This window comes from Thalassomonas sp. M1454 (assembly GCF_007097525.1).
In the GTDB taxonomy this organism is placed as follows: Bacteria; Pseudomonadota; Gammaproteobacteria; order Enterobacterales; family Alteromonadaceae; genus Thalassotalea_A.
This window is the reverse complement of record NZ_VKDD01000002.1, coordinates 157,916-178,014: the sequence shown is the minus strand read 5'-3', so window position 1 is coordinate 178,014 and position 20,099 is coordinate 157,916. Positions and strand designations below refer to the sequence as shown.

Annotated in this window: 19 protein-coding genes; 6 read left to right on the top strand and 13 right to left on the bottom strand. The window is 37.4% G+C overall.

The features are described 5' to 3' along the window. Positions 1 to 13: 13 nt before the first annotated feature. Positions 14 to 2,161, bottom strand: coding sequence for a TonB-dependent receptor (locus FNN08_RS02745; protein ID WP_143583225.1), 2,148 nt, complete (start codon positions 2,159 to 2,161; stop codon positions 14 to 16). 208 nt (positions 2,162 to 2,369) lie between these two features. Here FNN08_RS02745 and FNN08_RS02740 point away from each other — a divergent pair, with 208 nt between their 5' ends. After that, positions 2,370 to 2,891: an Lrp/AsnC family transcriptional regulator gene (locus tag FNN08_RS02740; protein ID WP_143583224.1), complete on the top strand. Its 522-nt coding sequence runs from the start codon at positions 2,370 to 2,372 to the stop codon at positions 2,889 to 2,891. Here the strand turns inward: FNN08_RS02740 and FNN08_RS02735 are convergent, their stop codons facing one another. Beyond that, on the bottom strand, positions 2,892 to 3,806 hold the full coding sequence (locus FNN08_RS02735) for an FAD:protein FMN transferase (protein ID WP_260679261.1): 915 nt from the start codon (positions 3,804 to 3,806) through the stop codon (positions 2,892 to 2,894). It lies immediately after the preceding gene. Between the two features lie 327 nt (positions 3,807 to 4,133). On the opposite strand from FNN08_RS02735, the gene FNN08_RS02730 reads away from it, so the two are divergent. Then, on the top strand, positions 4,134 to 5,309 hold the full coding sequence (locus FNN08_RS02730) for a retropepsin-like aspartic protease (protein ID WP_143583223.1): 1,176 nt from the start codon (positions 4,134 to 4,136) through the stop codon (positions 5,307 to 5,309). An 11-nt stretch (positions 5,310 to 5,320) separates the two neighbouring features. Here FNN08_RS02730 and FNN08_RS02725 read toward each other — a convergent pair whose 3' ends face one another. After that, the gene (locus FNN08_RS02725; protein ID WP_143583222.1) at positions 5,321 to 5,599 is read right to left on the bottom strand and encodes a hypothetical protein; all 279 of its coding nucleotides are present in this window, start codon (positions 5,597 to 5,599) and stop codon (positions 5,321 to 5,323) included. Between the two features lie 131 nt (positions 5,600 to 5,730). After that, on the bottom strand, positions 5,731 to 6,624 hold the full coding sequence (locus FNN08_RS02720; protein ID WP_143583221.1) for a LysR substrate-binding domain-containing protein: 894 nt from the start codon (positions 6,622 to 6,624) through the stop codon (positions 5,731 to 5,733). A gap of 100 nt (positions 6,625 to 6,724) precedes the next feature. Here FNN08_RS02720 and FNN08_RS02715 point away from each other — a divergent pair, with 100 nt between their 5' ends. From FNN08_RS02715 to FNN08_RS02705, 3 genes are all read left to right on the top strand, one after another. Next, on the top strand, positions 6,725 to 7,147 hold the full coding sequence (locus FNN08_RS02715; RefSeq protein WP_143583220.1) for a YeeE/YedE family protein: 423 nt from the start codon (positions 6,725 to 6,727) through the stop codon (positions 7,145 to 7,147). A gap of 1 nt (position 7,148) precedes the next feature. After that, a complete protein-coding gene (locus FNN08_RS02710; RefSeq protein WP_143583219.1) occupies positions 7,149 to 7,565 on the top strand; it encodes a YeeE/YedE family protein in 417 nt (138 codons plus the stop codon). 812 nt (positions 7,566 to 8,377) lie between these two features. Continuing rightward, positions 8,378 to 9,052 (top strand): NAD(P)H-binding protein, encoded by a 675-nt coding sequence (locus FNN08_RS02705; RefSeq protein WP_143583218.1) that lies wholly within the window; start codon positions 8,378 to 8,380, stop codon positions 9,050 to 9,052. Positions 9,053 to 9,115: 63 nt separating this feature from the next. On the opposite strand, the gene hmpA is transcribed toward FNN08_RS02705, so the two are convergent. Genes hmpA through FNN08_RS02690 form a run of 3 tightly spaced genes read right to left on the bottom strand, consistent with a single transcriptional unit; the run spans position 9,116 to position 11,842 of the window. Further along, positions 9,116 to 10,297 (bottom strand): NO-inducible flavohemoprotein, encoded by a 1,182-nt coding sequence (hmpA, locus tag FNN08_RS02700; protein ID WP_143583217.1) that lies wholly within the window; start codon positions 10,295 to 10,297, stop codon positions 9,116 to 9,118. 42 nt (positions 10,298 to 10,339) lie between these two features. Next, positions 10,340 to 11,569, bottom strand: a complete 1,230-nt coding sequence (locus FNN08_RS02695) for an NnrS family protein (RefSeq protein WP_143583216.1) — start codon at positions 11,567 to 11,569, stop codon at positions 10,340 to 10,342. Continuing rightward, positions 11,570 to 11,842: a hypothetical protein gene (locus FNN08_RS02690; protein ID WP_143583215.1), complete on the bottom strand. Its 273-nt coding sequence runs from the start codon at positions 11,840 to 11,842 to the stop codon at positions 11,570 to 11,572. Positions 11,843 to 12,037: 195 nt separating this feature from the next. On the opposite strand from FNN08_RS02690, the gene norR reads away from it, so the two are divergent. Continuing rightward, positions 12,038 to 13,627, top strand: a complete 1,590-nt coding sequence (norR, locus tag FNN08_RS02685; RefSeq protein WP_143583214.1) for a nitric oxide reductase transcriptional regulator NorR — start codon at positions 12,038 to 12,040, stop codon at positions 13,625 to 13,627. A gap of 69 nt (positions 13,628 to 13,696) precedes the next feature. Here the strand turns inward: norR and FNN08_RS02680 are convergent, their stop codons facing one another. From FNN08_RS02680 to FNN08_RS02655, 6 genes are read right to left on the bottom strand one after another with little or no spacing between them, the layout of a single operon-like run. Continuing rightward, positions 13,697 to 15,397, bottom strand: a complete 1,701-nt coding sequence (locus FNN08_RS02680) for a Na(+)/H(+) antiporter subunit D (protein ID WP_143583213.1) — start codon at positions 15,395 to 15,397, stop codon at positions 13,697 to 13,699. After that, positions 15,384 to 15,707 carry a hypothetical protein gene (locus tag FNN08_RS02675; RefSeq protein ID WP_143583212.1) on the bottom strand — a complete coding sequence of 108 codons (324 nt, stop codon included), beginning with the start codon at positions 15,705 to 15,707 and terminating at the stop codon, positions 15,384 to 15,386. The genes FNN08_RS02680 and FNN08_RS02675 overlap by 14 nt, the downstream gene beginning before the upstream one ends. Positions 15,708 to 15,710: 3 nt before the next feature. Beyond that, the gene (locus FNN08_RS02670; protein WP_143583211.1) at positions 15,711 to 17,243 is read right to left on the bottom strand and encodes a monovalent cation/H+ antiporter subunit D family protein; all 1,533 of its coding nucleotides are present in this window, start codon (positions 17,241 to 17,243) and stop codon (positions 15,711 to 15,713) included. Then, on the bottom strand, positions 17,240 to 18,712 hold the full coding sequence (locus tag FNN08_RS02665; RefSeq protein ID WP_143583210.1) for a monovalent cation/H+ antiporter subunit D family protein: 1,473 nt from the start codon (positions 18,710 to 18,712) through the stop codon (positions 17,240 to 17,242). Before FNN08_RS02665 ends, FNN08_RS02670 begins: the two co-directional genes overlap by 4 nt. Then, entirely contained in the window at positions 18,709 to 19,092 is a 384-nt protein-coding gene (locus FNN08_RS02660) for a cation:proton antiporter subunit C (RefSeq protein WP_143583209.1), read from the bottom strand. Before FNN08_RS02660 ends, FNN08_RS02665 begins: the two co-directional genes overlap by 4 nt. Then, positions 19,092 to 20,069, bottom strand: a complete 978-nt coding sequence (locus tag FNN08_RS02655) for a Na(+)/H(+) antiporter subunit B (RefSeq protein WP_260679260.1) — start codon at positions 20,067 to 20,069, stop codon at positions 19,092 to 19,094. Before FNN08_RS02655 ends, FNN08_RS02660 begins: the two co-directional genes overlap by 1 nt. Positions 20,070 to 20,099: the final 30 nt, after the last annotated feature.

The window sequence follows — 20,099 nt, the reverse complement described above, 5'->3', positions numbered from 1 at the left end:
GGCAATATAACTGCTAAAAGTTATAAATGACTTCAACACCATAGCTTCTTGGTTTATTGGGTTGACGAGCTAGCTCTGTAACACCATCAGCGTATAAGAAAATATCTTCGATACTGCGCTCGTCAGTTAAGTTATCAGCATACATTTGCACAGTGAAATTTTCTGACTTTAAGCCTAATCCTGCATTAACAAAGGTACCACTTTCTGATTCAACATCAGGAATTTCAATATCAAACGATTGTGGCCCTGTAATTTGCACACTCGCACGTGAGATAATTGACCAGTCACTATTTAAATCAAAGTAATGATTTACCGATAATGCATAGTTGTAATCGGAAACATAAATTTGTGATTTCCCTTCAAGCTCGGGGCGCTCTTCAAAAGCAACAATTTCAGAATCAATTAAGCCAGCACTCAAACGAATATCTAAGTTTTCAGTTGCCGCGTATGCAACTTCAAGCTCAACACCTCGAATTTCAACATCATCAATGGCTAAATTTTCTAAAGTAAATGTATCAACATTAAACTGGGTAATTTGTGCATCCGATTGGTCAATTGCAAATAGCGCAGTATTTATGGTTAATTTATTATCTAGTAAGGTTGATTTAAAACCAGCCTCATAGCTATCAGAGACTTCCTGATCAAAAGTTCTATTAATACCCGGTGCTGGCTCATTAAATCCACCACTGCGGAAACCTTTTGAATAGCCAGTGTAAACTAAGAAATCTTTGTTAACTTGATAAGCTACCGTCAGTTTCGGCTGTAATTGGCTGTAAGTGTCGGTTGCATAAGTTTCATCTTTAAAGCTTGGATCATACGATTCACGCTCATCTTCATCATAACGTAATGCAGCGGTAAGCTCTAAATTGTCACTGAAATCATAATTCACTTGAGCAGCTACAGCCCATGCTTTACTGCTATTTTTATCCGCTATGGTTAAATAAATATTGTCTGCAGGAAAGTCTGCGCGTGTTAACGGAATATCACCAAAGAAATCATCATAAAAATTGATTTCATTGTCTTTATCTCGGTCTTGATAAAACGCAGATACGGCCCAGCGTAGTGCTTGATCGCTTTGCGAAGTAAAGCGAGTTTCTATCGTAAACGACTCAATATCAAATAACCCTTCAGTCGCAAAAGGTGCTCTGAAAAAGTCAGGTTCATCTATAAATGTTGGATCTGCGGAATAATCTCCATCATAAAAGTGCTCATTTTCAGAGCTGCTATAAGCGGTAATAAAATCAAAAGTACCCAAGTCATATTCTTGTGTTAACTTGGCACTTAACTCATAAACATCTCGCTCATCATTATTAATCACGTTTTGCGATGTATCGATATTATAATTGTCTTTGCTTTCTTCGGTAACACCCTGATAATAGGCAAATCCGGCTGTACTGGTGGTAAAACGACCTCTTAAATTTAAACTAGTATCGTCAAACATTTCAAACTGCAATTGTGCAAACACCGACTCTTCTTCTAAGTTGTCAGCTTCATCATTTAAAAATTCGTTATCAATTAAACCATCAGTACTTTTGGTGTAACCACCAACGCGGAAATAGGCAGTATCAGCTTCGTTTAAAGAGCCAGAAACAACACCACTTAGATTGTAGCTATTACCATTGCCATAAGAGCCTTTTACCGAGCCCTCAAAATCTTCAATCGGTTGCTTAGTAGTCACAATAACAGCACCACCAACAGCACCTCGACCATATAAGGCACCTTGAGCCCCTCGCATTACTTCAATACGTTCAATATCAACTAAATCTTGGTTAATAAATTCTAAATCAGGGGCTGTCACACCATCAACAACAAACGCAATTGGCGGATCGCCCACTTGCGGAGTGATCAAGCCACGTATTGTGATCCTAGCGATACCTGGGCGGAAGTTATCGAGTTGGCTTAAATTAGGCGTCATATCGGCAACGTCTCTAAAGCTGGTAATTCTTGAACTTTCAATCATATCAGCGCTGAATGCGGTAACAGAGTCTGGTACGGATTGAATGGATTCACTGCGCCCACGGGCAGAAACGACAATGGTCTCAATGTCTTCCTCAAGTTTGTTCTCATCGCTTTCTTGTGCATATGCTGGTGAAAACAATGCTAAACTTAATGAACAAGCCAATATCGACTTTACAAAATATTGCGTGTTATCTTTTCTCATACCTGTGCCCTTAGGTTTATGTAACATTAATTGATACTTGTTATTTATTTGTTAACTTACATTCATTGTGCACACTTGTTACAAAATAATATTTTGTAATTATCGAACATAGAAAGAAAATATATTTGCTTATCGATTAAATCTAATAAATATTAGTGAATAATTAGAGATAATACTCTTGGTAACGATTCTCGTTTAAGGTAGTTAAGTGAAAAAAACAATTAAAATAGATAGATACAATAAAAAGATATTAGCCACCTTGCACTTGCAGGCAGATTTAACCAACATAGAGTTAGCTGAAATTGTAAACTTATCAGCAAGCGCATGTTTTCAAAGGGTAAAATCTTTAAAAGAAGCAGGATACTTTAGAACTTTTCACGCCGACGTTAATCTAGAGCAATTGTGTGAACACGTTATGGCCTATATAGAGTTTACCTTAGATAATAACAGCGCTCCGGTTTGCAGAGCATTTGCCAATACCATTAAAGATATTCCTGAAATTATGGACTGTATGCAATTAAGTGGTGATATTGATTTTATTTCACTGAGTTGTTTCCCCAACATAAAAGCATTAAATGATACCTGCAGCCAATTAAGTGATAACCCAGCATTAGGTATTACTCGCATAAAAACCCGAATTGTTTTAGACCGAGCTAAATGGTTCTTAGGCTACCCGCTTGAGCAGTTAAAATGGCTTGATGATAATGAAAGTTCAGAGCGAGAAGATTAACTACCAAATACACCAAGAACCAATGTCTTGTTCAATTAGAAATTGTTCAGCTTGCTCACCTTGCAGCAATGCTAATGTGGCAAGAAACCCAGCTTGAATACAATTAGGGGCAACAACGGTAATTGATTTAGGAGAATTTGTCATACTCCAACCGGTCTTAGGATTGAGGACATGACTGTAACGTTTATTATTTTTTAATAAGTAGCGTCTGGCATCGCCACTAGTCGCTATTGCACCTTGCGATATTTTCACCACTAGAGGCTGCTTATATAGAGGGTCTGAAGGTGCAACACCTGGGTGTTCAATTCCTACTTGCCAAGGTGTACTATTTTGCTGAGGTGATGTTGCTGCGATATCGCCGCCAAAATTAATTAATACCGGAAAGTCGGTTATTGATTTTGCAATAATTAAACAGGTATCGACAGCGTACTCTTTACCCAAGCCACCAAGGTCAATTTGCATATTGGGCTCAAGAGTAATAGTTGATTTAGTAAGTTTAACTTTATCCCAGCCAACGAAAGGTAAGACGGCATCTATTTGTTCTTGCTCGGGTACATTATCACTGCCATCAAAGTTCCAAGCATTGCGAAGTACTCCTGAAGTGATATCAAATAAACCATCACTGAGTAAGAAAGATTGCTGAGCAAACTCTAACAGCCTAATTGTTTCTTCATCAACAGTTATAGCCTTACCATTACTTTGATTGATTGCGCTGCAGACACTTGTTGGTAAATATCTACTGTACTTGTCTTCAATACGCCATGCTTCATTAGATATAGCGGTGGCAAGTTCTTCAGCGATGTTTTTATTGAGACAATCGAGTAATACTTCACACGGACTCGCCATAGCATGAAACATTATTTTAAATCCGCGTTCGGTTGCTGTAATAGTGGTTTGTCTTTTAACAACACTCAAATTAGAACCTGCATAAATTAACCTTAAACTTTGTTTTACAATATCACAATACCAAGTTCATTAATTAACTGCTCATTTTTAATGGTTAAAATGAATAACTACTGCGTTATAAAATTTATAAGTAGAATTCTACTTACTAAATTTTATGCCTTGTATTTATCCCTTTTTCCTCATGAAAAAGTAGATCACTTTATTAATCAAATTGGTATAAGATAACCAACAAACATAACTAACTATCGCAAGATGGATTAAACATTGAAGAACAAGCTTATTATTATTCTCTCCTTTGCGTTGACTATATCCATTGGTCTTAATAGCTTTTTGCTATTGGATAATAAGCCATTTGCAACAAGCACAGCTAGTTTAAATGATCCATTACAAACTAGACCATCTATAAGTCATGAGAATATAGAAACAATTACCAATAATGTTATCCCATCAGTTGGACAATCAAACAGTCATGTTTACACATCTACAACGAGCGAATACCCGGAACCAGAAAAGAGCGATGAATTAAATTTATTAATTGCCAAGGCAGAACAATTTTTTAGTGCTCATTTATTTACTGATGCAATGGACTATTATAGCCAAGTGGAAGAAATGGATGAACTGAGTGCTAAGCAAATAAAAGGCGATTGGTTAGCTGCGGCTTACCAATGGGTAAATCAAAATCAATATTCATTAGTATCAAACTTTTTATCTGAATCCTTGAACATACAACCATACGATCATGACTGGTTGTTGCTAAAAATTGAGTGGCTTAAAAAAAATAATAAAATAGCAGAAGCCGTTGAGGCCTATCAAAACTTGATCAGACATGCTTTTGATTTAGATAAAGAAAAAGTATGGACGGAGCAAATGCATATAATGGCTTTGCAAAAGCTATTGTATTTAAAAGAGCATAAATCATGGTCAGAAATAATTAATTTTTGTGCCCTACTTTTATCCTATGACGCAAATTATGTTCCTTATATTTTAGCCATAAGCGAAGCCTACATATATCAAGATGATGCAACCAGTGCGATAAGTTACTTAGACAGTATTCGCTATGATGAAAACTATCAGGCTAAAATTCAGTATTTATATCAATTAATCGACGCTGAAAATAATATCGCCCATGCCATAGCGTTAACCAAAGTTAATGAACACTTTATTGTTGATGCGCAAATTAACAACCAACACGATAGCGCTTTAATGATCGATACTGGCGCATCAATCACAGTTATTTCCAAAGATTATTTTGAGTTATTGCAAAACCATCAAGGTTATGAAAAAGCCCGCGATATGGTCATCAATACTGCAGGAGGTGACGAGCAAGCATTCTCAATTAAAGTAGATCAATTTTCGATTGGCGGTTATGTGCTCAACAATTTTGAAGTAGTGGTTATGGAACTGCCTAATTTTGATAAAGCTGATGGTTTACTCGGTATGAACTTTTTAAAGCAGTTTAAATTCAGCATCGACCAAAATAATGCCCATTTATATTTAGAGCCTCATCAATAAATCAGATTGACTTAAGCGGCTCTATTTTGCTCTTTAGCTGTTAGGCCACTAGTTTTAACTACTTTAATAATATTTTTAGTCGAATGTTTGTGTACTTGCATAGTCAATAGCACTCGTACCAAATGAAAATCTACGTATTTAAAAATTAATGCTAAACCTAAAATAAACCCAGGAACATAAAGCAACGAATAGATAATCTCTGCTTTAAATACATTTAAAAATGCCAATGGCGCTAAAATAACTAAAATGCTAAGTATTCTGTAGATGATAATAATATGTGTTGGTTTCATGATTTAATTACTCCCTATTACGGTGTAAATACAGCATAGGAAATAATCATCTAATCGACAAAAGGATAATATTCATCGCATAGGTGAATGTGATTCACCTCAAACTTTGCTTTGCATAAAATAACAAATGCTTAATTTACTTGCAGGTTTCTTGATTTTAGCAACCAGTCAAGAAAGCATGATATATCGTGCCTTTTTTCATCTTCTTTTCTATAGACCGCATATAAGGAAGAACGATATGGCAAGGTTTTATTAAATGGGTTACACAGTAGATTACGTTCAATTAATGATTGCTCTATCGGCATCATAGCTAAGGCTAAACCTAATCCCTGCTCCGCCGCTTGTAGTGCCGCATCATAATGACTAAAACTTAATTTATGCTCAGGGTTGAGGTTATCGATACCAAAAGATTTAGCCCAGGTTTGCCAAATATGTTCCATATTAGTTAAATCGATAAGTGGCACCTCATTAATCTGCGACACTTTAGTTAATTGATGTTTTTTGGCAAAATCTGGAGAGCAAACAGCAGCAATATTTATATCTAGCAATTTCTTAGCTTGTACATCTGGCCACTTGCCATCACCAATTCGAATCGCTAAATCAACATCATCGTATCTTAGGTCAATAACATTCATCCCCGTTTCAATTCGAATATCTATATCCTGATGAGCTTGTTGAAATAAACTTAATTGCGGAATAATTACATTAGCCGTCATTGACGGAAACGTAGATATTTTTAAAGTTGGTGCATTGTATTGATTCTTTACGGCTTTAGTACCGCTTTCAAGTAACTCTAAGCTTTTCTGAACATAACCTAAGTACACCTTGCCCGCTGAATTTAAACTCAAGCCTCGACTTTTGCGAGTGAACAGCTCAAACCCTAAATACTCTTCTAATGATTTAATCTGATGACTTACCGCAGAAGGTGTAATAAATAACTCTTCACTTGCAAGCTTAAAACTTTGGTGGCGCGCTGAAGCTTCAAAAATAGTAAATAAGTGCAAAGGTGGAAGTCTTCTTGTCATGATGAACACAACTCTTAACTAAATGATGTAATAACAGTATATACCTGTAATCAATCAAGATGCATAATAGAAGGTAATAAAAGTTAATGGTGGAAATAAAATGACAGAATTTACTCCTTACTCAGCTTTAATAGGTGGCGCTATATTAGGCTTATCAGGTTTTTTATTATTATTACTAAATGGTAGAATTGCAGGCATTAGTGGCATATTTGCCAATTTATGTTTTAATTTTTCTAAAAAACTAAATTGGCAAATATGCTTTATTATAGGCTTAATTATTGGACCATTATTGACCAGCCCTTTCGGTTTTAGCTTACCACAAAGCATTGATATTAGTTGGCCTGCAATCATAATTGGCGGATTTTTAGTAGGCTTTGGTAGTCGAATGGGTTCAGGTTGTACAAGTGGCCATGGTATTTGTGGTATAGGACGCTTATCTGCGCGCTCTATTATTGCAACAATGTGCTTTATGAGCTCAGGTATTATTACCGTTTTTGTTATCCGTCATGTATTAGGAGTTTAAGATGAATAATATAATTGCTCTAGTATGTGGTGTATTGTTTGGCGCCGGGTTAACTGTTGCACAAATGGTGTCACCAAACAAAGTATTAAACTTTTTAGATTTAGCTGGTACTTGGGATGCAAGCTTAGCCTTTGTTATGGGTGGCGCTCTTGTGATTTACATTATTACCTACCAACTTATTATCAAAAAAATGAAAGCCCCTGTGTGCGCACAAGAGTTTGCTTTACCTGAACAAAAAAATGTTGATAAACGTCTTATTACAGGCTCGGCATTGTTTGGGATCGGTTGGGGAATATCAGGGATATGCCCGGGTCCTGCAATTGCGAACCTTAGCTCAGGCAATGTTAAAGTTATCGTTTTTATACTAGCAATGACTCTTGGCATTTTTGTCGCCCAAAAACTAGCTAACAAAGTTTAAATATTTTCGCTTAAAGTTGACTGATTTGGTCAACTTTAAGCACTATTTTGGTGCTGTTGATAACTTAACCAATTTCTAGTTTATTAATCTTTTCATCACTTTCTCACAAAAACCAACTTGGCTAATTACCCACTTAAGCTAATTCAACAAACTAGCCTGCCGCCTTGCAGCGCTTAGTTTTGCTAAGTTCAAATAAAATAACGATGTCAATTAATCATTTACGGGTAAGTTGCTGAAATTGTTGCAAACAGATCAAGGCCACACATCAATAACCACCTTATCTGTAGCAATATACAGTACTTTTCTTTCAAAAAATCTTACCTATCATATTTCGTGCCAAAAAATTGCAACAAAGGTGCAAAAAAGCATTAATCAGCCAAAAATTAAGTGATAAAAAAATTAAAAATAAATTTATTTATTTTTTTATACACAACTGAAAAATGTATAAAACCTCCTCCGCAACACCCTGTGGATAACTTTGTTAGTAATTTATAAAAACCAATGAAAATAACGACTAGAGCGTAAGTACTAAATTACAATTACAAAATAATGTAAGGTTACATTTAGGTTACACTTTTATTTTTATACTTTTTTAAAGTTTTACACAGAAACGGTGGATAACTTTTGCAATGCCTTATTCTTACTGGCTTAGTTTATTGCAAGCATTTTTTTTATAAAATTTTATTTTTTTATCAATTTTTAACAAAAAAAATTAACATTTAAATTTTATTAAAAATTTGATTGCCTCTCATTGCTATCACTCAAAATAACGTTATGATATTTTGCTTATCCGAGTAACAAATGAATCCTTTATGATGAACAATAAAACCGCCTTATTATTGGGTGCGACAGGACTTACTGGCAAACATTGCTTAGACATGTTGCTAAACAACCCAAACTACACAAGAATCATTATTTTGGTTAGACATAAACTTGATATTGATAGCAACAAACTTGAGCAGCACATTGCCGATTTTAGTGATCTGAGCAAGCATAGTGAGCAATTTAAGGTGAACGATGTATTTTGCTGTTTAGGCACAACCATAAAAAAAGCGAAATCAAAACAAAATTTTAAAAACGTAGATTTTCACTTTGTCGTTGCTGCTGGCAAAATAAGTAAGCAACAAAATGTAGATCAATTTATCGTTATTAGCGCTATTGGCGCTGCAACAAATTCATTAAGCTTTTACTCGCAAACTAAAGGCGCTATGGAAACAACACTAAAAGATATCAACTTAAATAACCTAGTTATATTTAGGCCAAGTTTACTGTTAGGTAAGCGCAATGAGACTCGCTTGTTAGAAAGCTTTGGTAGTTACTTGTTTAAGTTGATGGCCTTTTTATTTATTGGCTCGCTAAAACGTTTTTCACCAATTCAGGCAAGCACACTAGCAGAGCAAATGATCCTTAGTGCCAATGAGAATAATTACCAAGCCCCTAGCTATTTAGAAGTAAAGTCCTATGCCATTACAAATAAAAAACAATAAAAAAGCCAGAGCTATAAGCACTGGCTTGCTTTAGTTTTACTAAAAGAGCTAAGCTTTTGTTAATTAAAGCGCTGCGTGAGGACCAAACACTTCATAATGCACTCTGTCCTCAGCCACTCCTAACTTAAGTAACTGTTGCTTGGCAAATTGCATAAAGCCAATAGGACCACATAAGTAAAAATCCCCATTAGACAGTGGTAAATTGCGCGTAGATAAATCCATTACGCCATTGCCAATGTTTTCATTATCACTTTCTTCATTTCTATACCAAGTGTATTGCTGCCATGGTTTATCAGCAGTTAACTGCTTTACACGCTCAATGAATGAGTGCTGCTGCGAGTTCTCACAAGCATGTAAGTAATGTACTGGCTCTGAGTATTCATTAGCGGCTAATGTTTCTAAAATTGACTGCATAGGCGTTATGCCAACACCTGCAGAAAGTAATACCACAGGAGCTTTTCTATCAATAAAATAGAAATCACCAGCAGGCGCATAGAGATTAACTTCATCACCCACATTAACACTATCATGTAAGTAATTTGATACTAGGCCTGGTACGCCATTTACCTCACGTTTAACTGAAATACGATATGTTTTACCATTTGCAGCTGTTGATAAAGAGTATTGGCGTATCTCTTTGTATTTAGAGTCTGTTGGCGTAACTTCAACCCCGAGGTATTGGCCAGGTACGAAATCTATTACTGGCTTGCCATCAACAGGTGCAAAAACAAAGCTTGTGACTAATTCCGATTCGGTATTTTTTTCAATAATGCTAAATTTACGAGTTCCTGCCCAGCCACCAAAACTTTCAGTACGTAGTTTATATAATTCACTCTCGCGCGTAATAAAGATTTGCGCTAAAAATAAGTAGGCTTGTGTCCAAGCTTCTTCAACATCCGAAGTAAAGGCTTCTGGTGCTAACTCTCGCAGAGTTTCAATTAAGTGCATCCCCACTATTTCATAATGTTTAGCTTGGATATTAAAACTAGTATGTTTATGGGCGATACGCTCTACTGCACTAGTTAATGCGCCTAAGTTATCAATATTCTTAGCATAAGCAGCAATGGCTTCAAATAAAGCGACTTGTTGACGACCAGTATGTTGGTTCGACATATTAAAGATATCTTGCAGTTCAGGGTTATGAGAAAACATTCTTTTATAAAAATGATTAGTTAATGCTGAACCTGCATTTTCTAATAAAGGGATAGTGCTTTTTACGATATCAATATGTGCATCAGTTAACATAAGTACTCCAAAAAAATGGTTGGGAAAATAAAATTATTAAAATTAAGATCTAGGTTTGGTTAAAATCGGGCTATAAATAAAGAGAAAAATAATACCCGCGAATATCCATAGCGTAGCACTTAAATGCCAAGCTACTTGGTGTTGTTGTATAAGTGGCAAAAACGTTCGAATAAATGCAGCGCTAATAAGGAGTGCAAAACTAATTGGCACTAAAAAATGAGTTTGTAAACTACGTCCCGTATGCCCTAAAGAAACCCTGCTCATCATGGCAAAGATCATTAATGCCATCGCGCCAATAGTTAACAGATGCATAGCATCACTAAACTGTAGCGCAGGAATTAAATAACTTGCTCCTAATAGTATCAAACCTAAGCCTAGGCAAAAGTATGATAAGTGTAACGACCACAACAGCGGTGTATTAAGTGTTATTGTGCTGCGCCAAAAGCCTAAGCGAATAATATGTAATACACCACTAGCGATCATTAGCGCTGCAGGAGTAAAAGGTAAGTTAATAAACTGGCCAATAAAAAATACACTAATGCCGGCTATTGAAGTTGCTAGTAAAATAGGCGTTAAAAACCATGGTGTAACTATTTTAGAGGTACAGGTTGCCGCTGTGGTAAAAAATGGAATAACACGTCCGCCCATAATCCCCATCATCAAACCAAACATTAGTACTGCAGCCCTTGCAAAGTGTAAGGCTAAGTCTGTGCGAGCATTTAAATCAAATAATAAGATGCCTAAGTTAAGCAGCATTAATACAGTTAATAGAGGAATAAATAAGTAATTACGGCGGTTTTTTGCGGGTAAAACAAGCTTAGCAAAAATAATGATTACGCTAATCCACCATATTGCTTGCAAGCCGACAGCCAAGTACACAAAAAAGCTGCTATTAACTAATAAACAAATTCGAACCAAAAGCCAAAGAGTGAGTAAGGCCATCACAGGTAGCCCTTTAATACTGGCTCTTCCTGTCCACGTTTGTGCAGCCGTTAAAATAAAACCGACCGCGACAGTTGCAGCAAATGCGAATAACATTTCATGTAAATGCCACACGGTTGTTGAAAGCTTACCGGTTAACAAACTAATGTTGCCATTTAAATAAGCGGACCAAAGTGCAAGAGAAAGAATCGACGCTAGTACCGCAATTAAAAAGAATGAACGAAAAGGTAAATCAAATAAGGCATGCTTAGTTAATTTTTTAAACGTACTGTGCTGACTATTAGCGTCATTTTGTAATTGCACAAGTTCAGGATCGTGAATAGAAATCATTTAAAAAACTTTCGCTCCAAATGCATGTAGAGCAACACAACGAAGCACGTAACCAATTTTTAATAAACCCGCAAAAACGATAGTAGCAATATGAGCTGAAACTTGAGCCGGAATTCCAAAGTTATCTTCAAAGCCAAAAGTAAGGGCGATACAAGCCGCTACGATTAATAATGAAGTAACCATTAACCAGTTACCAATTACTAAACATTTTTGAAAGTTAAGTGCATTGTCAATTTGTGGAAGTTGGTTTGCTATAAAAAACTGTGCGTACATGTTGAATTCCTAATTTGTTTTTCATTCTCTATATCTATAACAGAGCAAATGCGATGCCAACTTTTCAACGCATTGTTATATAAGGGTTTTAACCAAAAACCACATTAACAAGTAGTCATAATGACACTTTAAAATTGATGTCATAATGACTCTGATGTAACATATAAACACTAACCTAAATAAACAGTGCTCCTTATGAATGAAATAACGACAAATACATTAATGCAACTGGCGATTGATTTAACCAGCAGTTTAAGTTCGAAAGATCGGTTCAGTCGTTTACTCGATACAGTAAGAAAAACCATCCCTTGTGATGCCGTTGCTTTGCTTTCTTTTCATCAAGATTTATTAAAGCCTATAGCCCAACAAGGATTAACTAAAGACACTTTAGGTAGGCGCTTCTATATTAGCGAACATCCAAGATTTGAAGTGCTTTGTAATTCAAGCTCTGCAGTAAGGTTTTCAGCTGATAGTCCCCTACCCGATCCATACGATGGTCTACTTTCTGATAGAGAGGGAGATTTGCCCGTACATGCTTGCATGGGCTTACCTCTATATTTTAACGACAAGCTATTAGGCTTGCTCACTATCGACAGCTTAACACCTCATGTGTTCGATAATATTCCAAGCAGAACCTTAGATGCCATCACCTCTATTGCGGCAAATACGCTCAATACAGCATTAATGATTGAGCAACTAGAAAGCAAAGCGATACACAATCAAAACGTGGTTAATGAATTAACGAAAGAAGCCCTGAACAGGGATGGCGGCGAGATCATTGGCCAAAGCCCAAGTATTACAAAATTAAAGAACGAAATAAAAATTGTCGCGCCGTCAGATTTTAATATTTTAATCTATGGTGAAACCGGCGTCGGTAAAGAGTTAGTTGCAAGAACTTTGCATCAGTACTCAAATCGCTCTAACGCACCTCTGGTGTATGTTAACTGTGCAGCCTTACCTGAAAATTTAATTGAAAGTGAGCTGTTTGGCCACGTAAAAGGAGCCTTTACTGGTGCCGAAAAAGACCGTGCTGGTAAGTTTTTAATTGCCGATGGCGGCACGCTATTTTTAGATGAAATTGGCGAGCTACCACTTAGCGCCCAAAGTAAAATATTACGTGCTATTCAAAATAATGAAATACAGCCCGTTGGCCAAGATAAAGTCGAGCAAGTCGATGTTCGTATCTTTGCTGCAACCAATCGCAACTTAAAAACAGAGGTCGATGAAGGTCGCTTTAGAGCCGATTTATACCATCGTTTAAGTGTTTACCCAGTTACTGTTGAGCCATTACGCGAGCGCGATGGCGATCTTGAATTATTAACCGGATATTTTATTGAAAACAGCAGAAGAAAATTAGGCATATCTCAACTCAAAGCATCAACGGCTGCAATTGACTATTTAGCTAGTTATGATTGGCCAGGTAATGTGCGAGAGCTTGAGCATGTTGTTAGCCGTGCAGCATTAAAAGCCAGCGCTAGGCAGCGTAATAACAAGATAGTAAACATCGAAGTAAAAGATTGTGGCAACTTAGTGAGTTTACTAAAAAAAGATTTATTAAGCACAGTGATGAGCGATGAATTAAGCAACGCTAGCGAACAAATAGCCAAAGAAACGATAAGTTTAAGAGATGCTACCGAAAACTTTCAACGAGGTTTAATCACTAAAGTACTGCAACAAGAAAATGGCAATTGGGCGGCAGCCGCTAGACTGTTATCTACAGACAGAGGTAATTTAAACAGAACAGCTAAACGCTTAGACATTAAGGTCTTAAAAGTAATTAAATAGCATTAAACCAAATAACACTCTCTACTGGGTAATTGTATTTATCTAGTAGAGAGTATTTGTTGCTTGGCATTACTGAATAAAGCTAAGGAATAAGTAAGTGGCCAGAACTACGGCAACCCACATAGCCATACTTCCTGACGGATAATCACGGGAAAGCAATAAACTAATACGATCATTCTTACCTGCGAAATAATTGATACAGGCATTTAATCTTAATTTAAATGCATCTCGTAATGCGCGATCCACACGCCAAATAACAGCAAAACTATATTGCAATACATTAGGCATTGCCCTGCGATATATCCAATCAAAGTCTAAATGCGTAGAGCGCAGCTCTGGTGGATACAAACCTTTAAGGTTAAGCCAAACAAACGCTAACGCCGAGAAGAATAATAATTGCGTTTGTGCCAACACATGAGTGGCATCATACGGATTGTAGCCAGTATCATATGGCAATAACGAGTATAACGCTTGCGGGTAGATACCAATAGCAATACAAAGCGCAGCAGATATACCCATAGCAAGTAACATATTATTAGGTGGATCATTTGCTCGTATGCCAGAGTCATGAGCAAAGAAAGCAAAATATGGAATTTTTATACCTGCGTGATGAAATACGCCAGCAGAAGCAAATAATAACATTAACCATATCCAGTCAAAGCCTTCTTCTAAAGCGGCAGACATAACCATAGATTTACTGACAAAGCCACTAAATAGAGGGAATGCTGAAATTGACGCGGCGCCAACAATACAGAGTATGGTGGTTTTAGGCATGGTTTTATACAAGCCTCCGAGATCAGAGCCGTTAATACGCCCGGTCATATGCAATACAGCGCCCATTGACATAAACAGTAAGCCTTTAAAGATAACATCATTAAAAGCGTGAGATACCGCGCCATTGATAGCAAGCGCAGTACCAATACCTATACCCACAACCATAAAGCCTACTTGGTTAATTAAGCTGTAAGCCAATACCCGGCGTAGATCGTTTTCAATAACGGCAAAGAATATTGGGAAGCAGGTCATCGCAGCACCAATATACACTAATAACTCAGTACCAGGATAAGCACGAGCTAGCGCATAAACCGCAACCTTAGTGGTAAATGCACTAAGAAATACAGTGCCGGTGACGGTAGCTTCAGGATAGGCATCGGTTAGCCAATTGTGGGCGATAGGGAAAGCACACTTTATGCCAAAGGCAATAAAAATAAGCCAACCAGCAATGCTATCTAAACCGATGTAGCCAAACGCTAACGAATTATTCTCACCGGCATAAAAAAGCGCACCAGCGAGTAAAATAACCCCAGATAATACTTGGATAATAAGATAACGCATACCGGCGTGATATGAGCGCTGAGTTTTGCGAGCCCAGATAAGAAATACCGAAGTAAAAGCTAATAGTTCCCAAAAGATAAACAGGGTTAATAAATCCCCCGCAAAAACAGCCCCTAAGGCACTACCTGCATACATCATCGCAGCAACTTGTTGTAGGGTATCACGCAGATGTAATGAGTAAATTATGCCAATTAAGGCCGCTATATGAAAAACATAACCAAACATTATGCTTAATTTATCTACCCGGTAAGGAGTTAAATCATAAGCAAGAAATGTAAATTGCAGATGAATACCTTCAGGTACCATCATTAAGTGCAACGCACTTAATATAGGGATAGCTAACATAATAGCGCTGCGCAACAAACCGCGACTAACTATTAATAACAGTGCTCCTATAAAAAAAGGAACAAAAGGTGGTATATCAATCATCCACATGGTTAGCTCCTTTAATAGCAGAAGTGTCAGTTACCGAGCCATCATTAACATCGCTAGTATTAGGTTTATCGTAATAATCTTCACTGCGTATTAAAAAGGTACGCATCCAACTAGCTACCACCACAAGTACTACGCAACCAATAAATCCATAGATAGGATAGAACGCCCAAAGATTTTCCCAATCATGCATTACATGGCGATGTATAACAAAATCTAAAACAACTAAAACGACGCAACAGGCATAAAATATATGCATTAAGCGCTTAATATTTTTAGGATCATCAAATAAGTACTTCTTTTCATTCTTCATTAACTAGCCTCTCCCCGTTAGAACTGATGTTGCCAGCTCAAATAAAGGCTGGGGATGCACAAATAAAATTAAACAACCTAAGGCGGTTACCACAATAGCGATTAAAGAAGGTAATGGTGCTTCTTTGATCTGTATATCAGAGCCAGCGTCTATTTTTTGCTTTTCTTGAATGACCTTACTAGCTCCCTGCTCTATCGGTTTAAATGCTGTTAAGTTAGGGAAAAAAGCATGAAAAGGGATGGGTAATAAGTAGGCAATATTAAGTAATGAACTTAGCATTAACACCATCATTATGATAAATTGCTCAGTCTCTAACGCCCCCATCATTAAATACCATTTACTCCAGGTACCACCGGTAGGTGGAACGCCAATAATACTAAGGCTAGCGATAAAAAATGCGGCCATGGTTATTGGCATTTGTTTGCCAATACCAACCATTTCACTTATCTTTGATTTGTGTAAGCTAACTAATATTGCACCGGCACAGAAGAATAAAGTGATTTTACCAAATGCATGCATGGCAATATGCATTGAACTACCGACTACGCCGGTCGATGTTGCTAGTAATGCACCTATAGTGATATATCCTAATTGACTCACCGTTGAATAGGCTAGCCTAGCTTTTAGGTTGTCTTGACGCATAGCGACAATCGATGCGAGTAAAACAGACGCAGCAGCTAAATAAAGTAAAAACTGAGTGGTTGGTAAGATGGCAAGTAAGTCTAAACCAAAAATAAATACACATACTTTTAATACGGTAAATACGCCGGCTTTAACTACCGCTACGGCATGTAATAATGAACTTACCGGAGTTGGCGCAACCATAGCTGCTGGTAACCAACGATGAAAAGGCATAATAGCGGCTTTACCAATACCAAAAATAAATAACACTAAAAGTGCACTAGCAACGAAAATGCTGACATCATCGCTAAAAATACCACCAAGTTTAAAATCTAATGTGCCGGCAACAAACCAAGTACCGACAATGGCAAGCAAAAAGAGCACAATAGATGTGGTTAATAAGATCCCCAGATAAGTTCGACCACCTTGTTTCGCTTTTTCGGTCCCAGCATGAGTTACAAGTGGGTAAGTCGATAAAGTAAGTACTTCATAAAAGATAAACAAGGTGAAAAGGTTGGCAGAAAACGCAAGGCCTATCACCGCGCCAATAGCGATGGCAAAGCAAACATAAAAACGTGTTTGATTTTTTTCATTATGGCTGCGCATATAGCCGATGGCATAACAGGTAGTTACTAACCAAAGAAAACTGGCAATTAAGGCAAAGAGCATGCCTAACGGTTCAATATCAAAGCTAACATTTAACCCTGGTAATAGCTCCCACCAAAAGACGCTAATAGTTTCATCGGCTAATAGCCCTTGATATAAGTTAACCACTAAATAAATTAATATTAAGCAAGTTGTTATAGTCACACTTTCTCGAAGATTAGGGTAACGTCCGGCGGCGATAATGGCAAAGCTTGATAATATTGGCAATATAATTGCCAGTTGTAACATCAAGTCTAAAGACAAGTTCATAGCGCACCTCCAAACAAACTTTCGGCAGCAGCTTGCGCTACCTGTACGCTAAAGCGAGTATCAATACCAAAATAAACATTAGCTAAAACCAGTATCCATATTGGGATAAGAAATCCAATAGGCGCCTCTTTAACAGGTGTGCCAACAGGCTCTTTAAAGTAAGCGACTTCGACAACTTTCCAAACATAGATAACCGCTAACATTGAACCTAACAAAATTAGCACGGCAACAGGCCACCAGCCTTGTTCGATTAAAGCACTTAGTAAATACCATTTACTCACAAAACCAACGGTTAATGGCACACCGATCAAACTTAAACCGCCAATAACAATGGCTGCCATAGTCAATGGCATCTGGCGACCTAATCCTCTAAGGCTATCAAGTCGAACATTACCGACCCTATAAGCTACAGCGGCTAACGCTAAGAATATTGCGCTTTTCATCAATGCATGGTTAAACAAGTGCAATAAGGTGGCAGTTAAACCAGCTACCGAGCTGATACTAAAACCAACAATCATATAGCCTATTTGCGCAATACTTGAGTAAGCAAAAAGATGTTTAATATTGTGCTGATAAATTGCCGAAATAGATGCAACAAAAATGCCCACTAAACCCAGTGTCATAAACAGTGTTTGTAGTGGTACTGTGGTGAAAGAGAACGACAGACCAAACACAGAAAAGGTAAAGCGGATTAATAAATAAATGGCAACTTTAGTTGAGGTTGCTGAAAAGAATGAGGTAACAATTGATGGCGCATAAGCGTACGCATTTGGTAACCATAGATGCAACGGAAACATAGCTAACTTTAAGCAAACGCCAACGATAACAAAGGCAAAAGCGGTAAAGACAGTACGTGTTTGGGCAACTTCAGGTAAACGTTGCGACAAGTCTTGCATATTTAACGTACCGGTCATTTGATACATCAAACCAATACCTATTAAGATAAATGTAGCGCCGATGGTTCCCATAACAAGGTATTGGAATGACGCCCAAACCGCTTGCTTCTTTTTACCCATAGCAATAAGCGCGTAGGCGGACAGCGAAGTAATTTCTAAAAAGACAAAGACATTAAACGCATCACCGGTTGCAACAATACCCAACATTCCCGTAAGCGAGAGTAGATATAAAACATAGAAATAAGTGTGCTTACCTTTAACTATTTCTTTATCTATGCTTTTCGGCGCAGCAAATAAAACTATGGTGCTGATAGCGGAAATGATTAACAACATCAAGGCATTGAGTTCATCAATTCGATACTCTATTCCCCAAGGCGCTTGCCAACCACCAAGTTCATATGAAATCACGCCAGTGGTCATTACTTGTTGCAGTAATAAAATACTCACCAAACATGATACGCCACTAACGATTAAAGCAAATAACCAGGCGAGTTTAGAGCGATTTAAGATCAAACAAATAGGTGCCGCCATCAGCGGAATAACTACTTGTAAAATGGGAAGGTGTGCAATCACTCTTTCACCTCCACTTTGTTTTCTTTTTGGTTTTGCAAATTATCTTGCTGTTGAATTTCTTCTTCTTCAATCGTGCCGTAAGACTCTTTAATACGAACCACCAATGATAGGCCTAATGCCGTGGTCGCAATACCAACAACAATCGCGGTAAGAATTAAAACATGAGGTAATGGGTTAGAATATACAGAGATCTCTTGGTCTAAAATTGGGGCGCTACCACCACTGACTTTCGCCATACTAATATAAAAAATAAATACCGAGGTTTGGAATATTGTTAAACCAACAAGTTTTTTAATTAAATTACCTTGAGCAATAACGATATACAAACCACTCATCATCAGCACAATAACTACCCAATTATTAAAAAGTCCGATGAGCATTACACAGACTCCTTATTTTTATTTTGTTCAACATACTGCTGTATCTCACGTCGTCCGGCAAAACTAAAGAATATAATTATCATAATAGACGCTACGGTAACCCCTACTCCCCATTCAATTAACAAAATACCTAAGTGTTGACCTGCAACAGGATCGTTAGATAACACGTTGTAATCAAAGAAATTACCACCATTGAGCAATGAAGCAATACCAACACAGCCATAACACAGCACGCCAAATGCAGCCATTAATTGAATAAAGCCTTGGTTAACCACTCTACGTGCCGCACTTAAGCCAAATAACATGGCATACAAGACAATAGCAGATGAAAAAATCACCCCTGCTTGAAAGCCTCCACCAGGGCCGTAGTCCCCATGAAACTGTACATAAAGCGCAAACAATAAGATAAATGGGATCAGCATTTTAGTAACAATACGAATAACAAGATGCTTTTCATGCATAGAATCATTTATTGCAGCAAGTTTTTCATCCTCTTCGCGGCGACGATGAGCAAATAACATTGCCAAAACACCGATACCAGCAGTAAAAATAACCACGACTTCACCAAAAGTATCAAATGCTCTATAACTTGCTAATACTGAGGTAACAACGTTGGGGATACCTATTTCTTGCATTGAATCATTAAGGTAGCGTGGGGCAACGTGATTATGAATAGGTGCATCAGCAGAGCCGAAAAGTGGCATATCTAATGTGCCATAAACCAGTAAGCCGCCAGTAATGACAACAACAAACAGCGCTGCGAATGGTTTGTGACGAGTTGCTTTTTCTTTACGCCCTGTCATTGTAATAACAACTAACATAAGTAAAGTTGAAATACCTGCCCCCACGGCAGCTTCAGTAAAAGCGACATCAACGGCATCCATAGCAACAAAGAAACTTGCCGATAATAATCCGTATATACCAGTAAGCATGACCACTGCAAATAAGTCTTTCATGCGAATGATACCGATAGCCACTACTACTAATAAACTTAGCAGTACTATATT

Coding starts and splice junctions, on each gene's coding strand:
- FNN08_RS02680 (WP_143583213.1), bottom strand. CDS start 15,397: ATGTGGATGATTGATATACCACCTTTTGTTCCTTTTTTTATAGGAGCA.
- FNN08_RS02660 (WP_143583209.1), bottom strand. CDS start 19,092: ATGCTCATCGGACTTTTTAATAATTGGGTAGTTATTGTGCTGATGATG.
- norR (WP_143583214.1), top strand. CDS start 12,038: ATGAATGAAATAACGACAAATACATTAATGCAACTGGCGATTGATTTA.
- FNN08_RS02690 (WP_143583215.1), bottom strand. CDS start 11,842: ATGTACGCACAGTTTTTTATAGCAAACCAACTTCCACAAATTGACAAT.
- FNN08_RS02720 (WP_143583221.1), bottom strand. CDS start 6,624: ATGACAAGAAGACTTCCACCTTTGCACTTATTTACTATTTTTGAAGCT.
- FNN08_RS02725 (WP_143583222.1), bottom strand. CDS start 5,599: ATGAAACCAACACATATTATTATCATCTACAGAATACTTAGCATTTTA.
- FNN08_RS02705 (WP_143583218.1), top strand. CDS start 8,378: ATGATGAACAATAAAACCGCCTTATTATTGGGTGCGACAGGACTTACT.
- FNN08_RS02745 (WP_143583225.1), bottom strand. CDS start 2,161: ATGAGAAAAGATAACACGCAATATTTTGTAAAGTCGATATTGGCTTGT.
- hmpA (WP_143583217.1), bottom strand. CDS start 10,297: ATGTTAACTGATGCACATATTGATATCGTAAAAAGCACTATCCCTTTA.
- FNN08_RS02695 (WP_143583216.1), bottom strand. CDS start 11,569: ATGATTTCTATTCACGATCCTGAACTTGTGCAATTACAAAATGACGCT.
- FNN08_RS02715 (WP_143583220.1), top strand. CDS start 6,725: ATGACAGAATTTACTCCTTACTCAGCTTTAATAGGTGGCGCTATATTA.
- FNN08_RS02670 (WP_143583211.1), bottom strand. CDS start 17,243: ATGAACTTGTCTTTAGACTTGATGTTACAACTGGCAATTATATTGCCA.
- FNN08_RS02710 (WP_143583219.1), top strand. CDS start 7,149: ATGAATAATATAATTGCTCTAGTATGTGGTGTATTGTTTGGCGCCGGG.
- FNN08_RS02675 (WP_143583212.1), bottom strand. CDS start 15,707: ATGAAGAATGAAAAGAAGTACTTATTTGATGATCCTAAAAATATTAAG.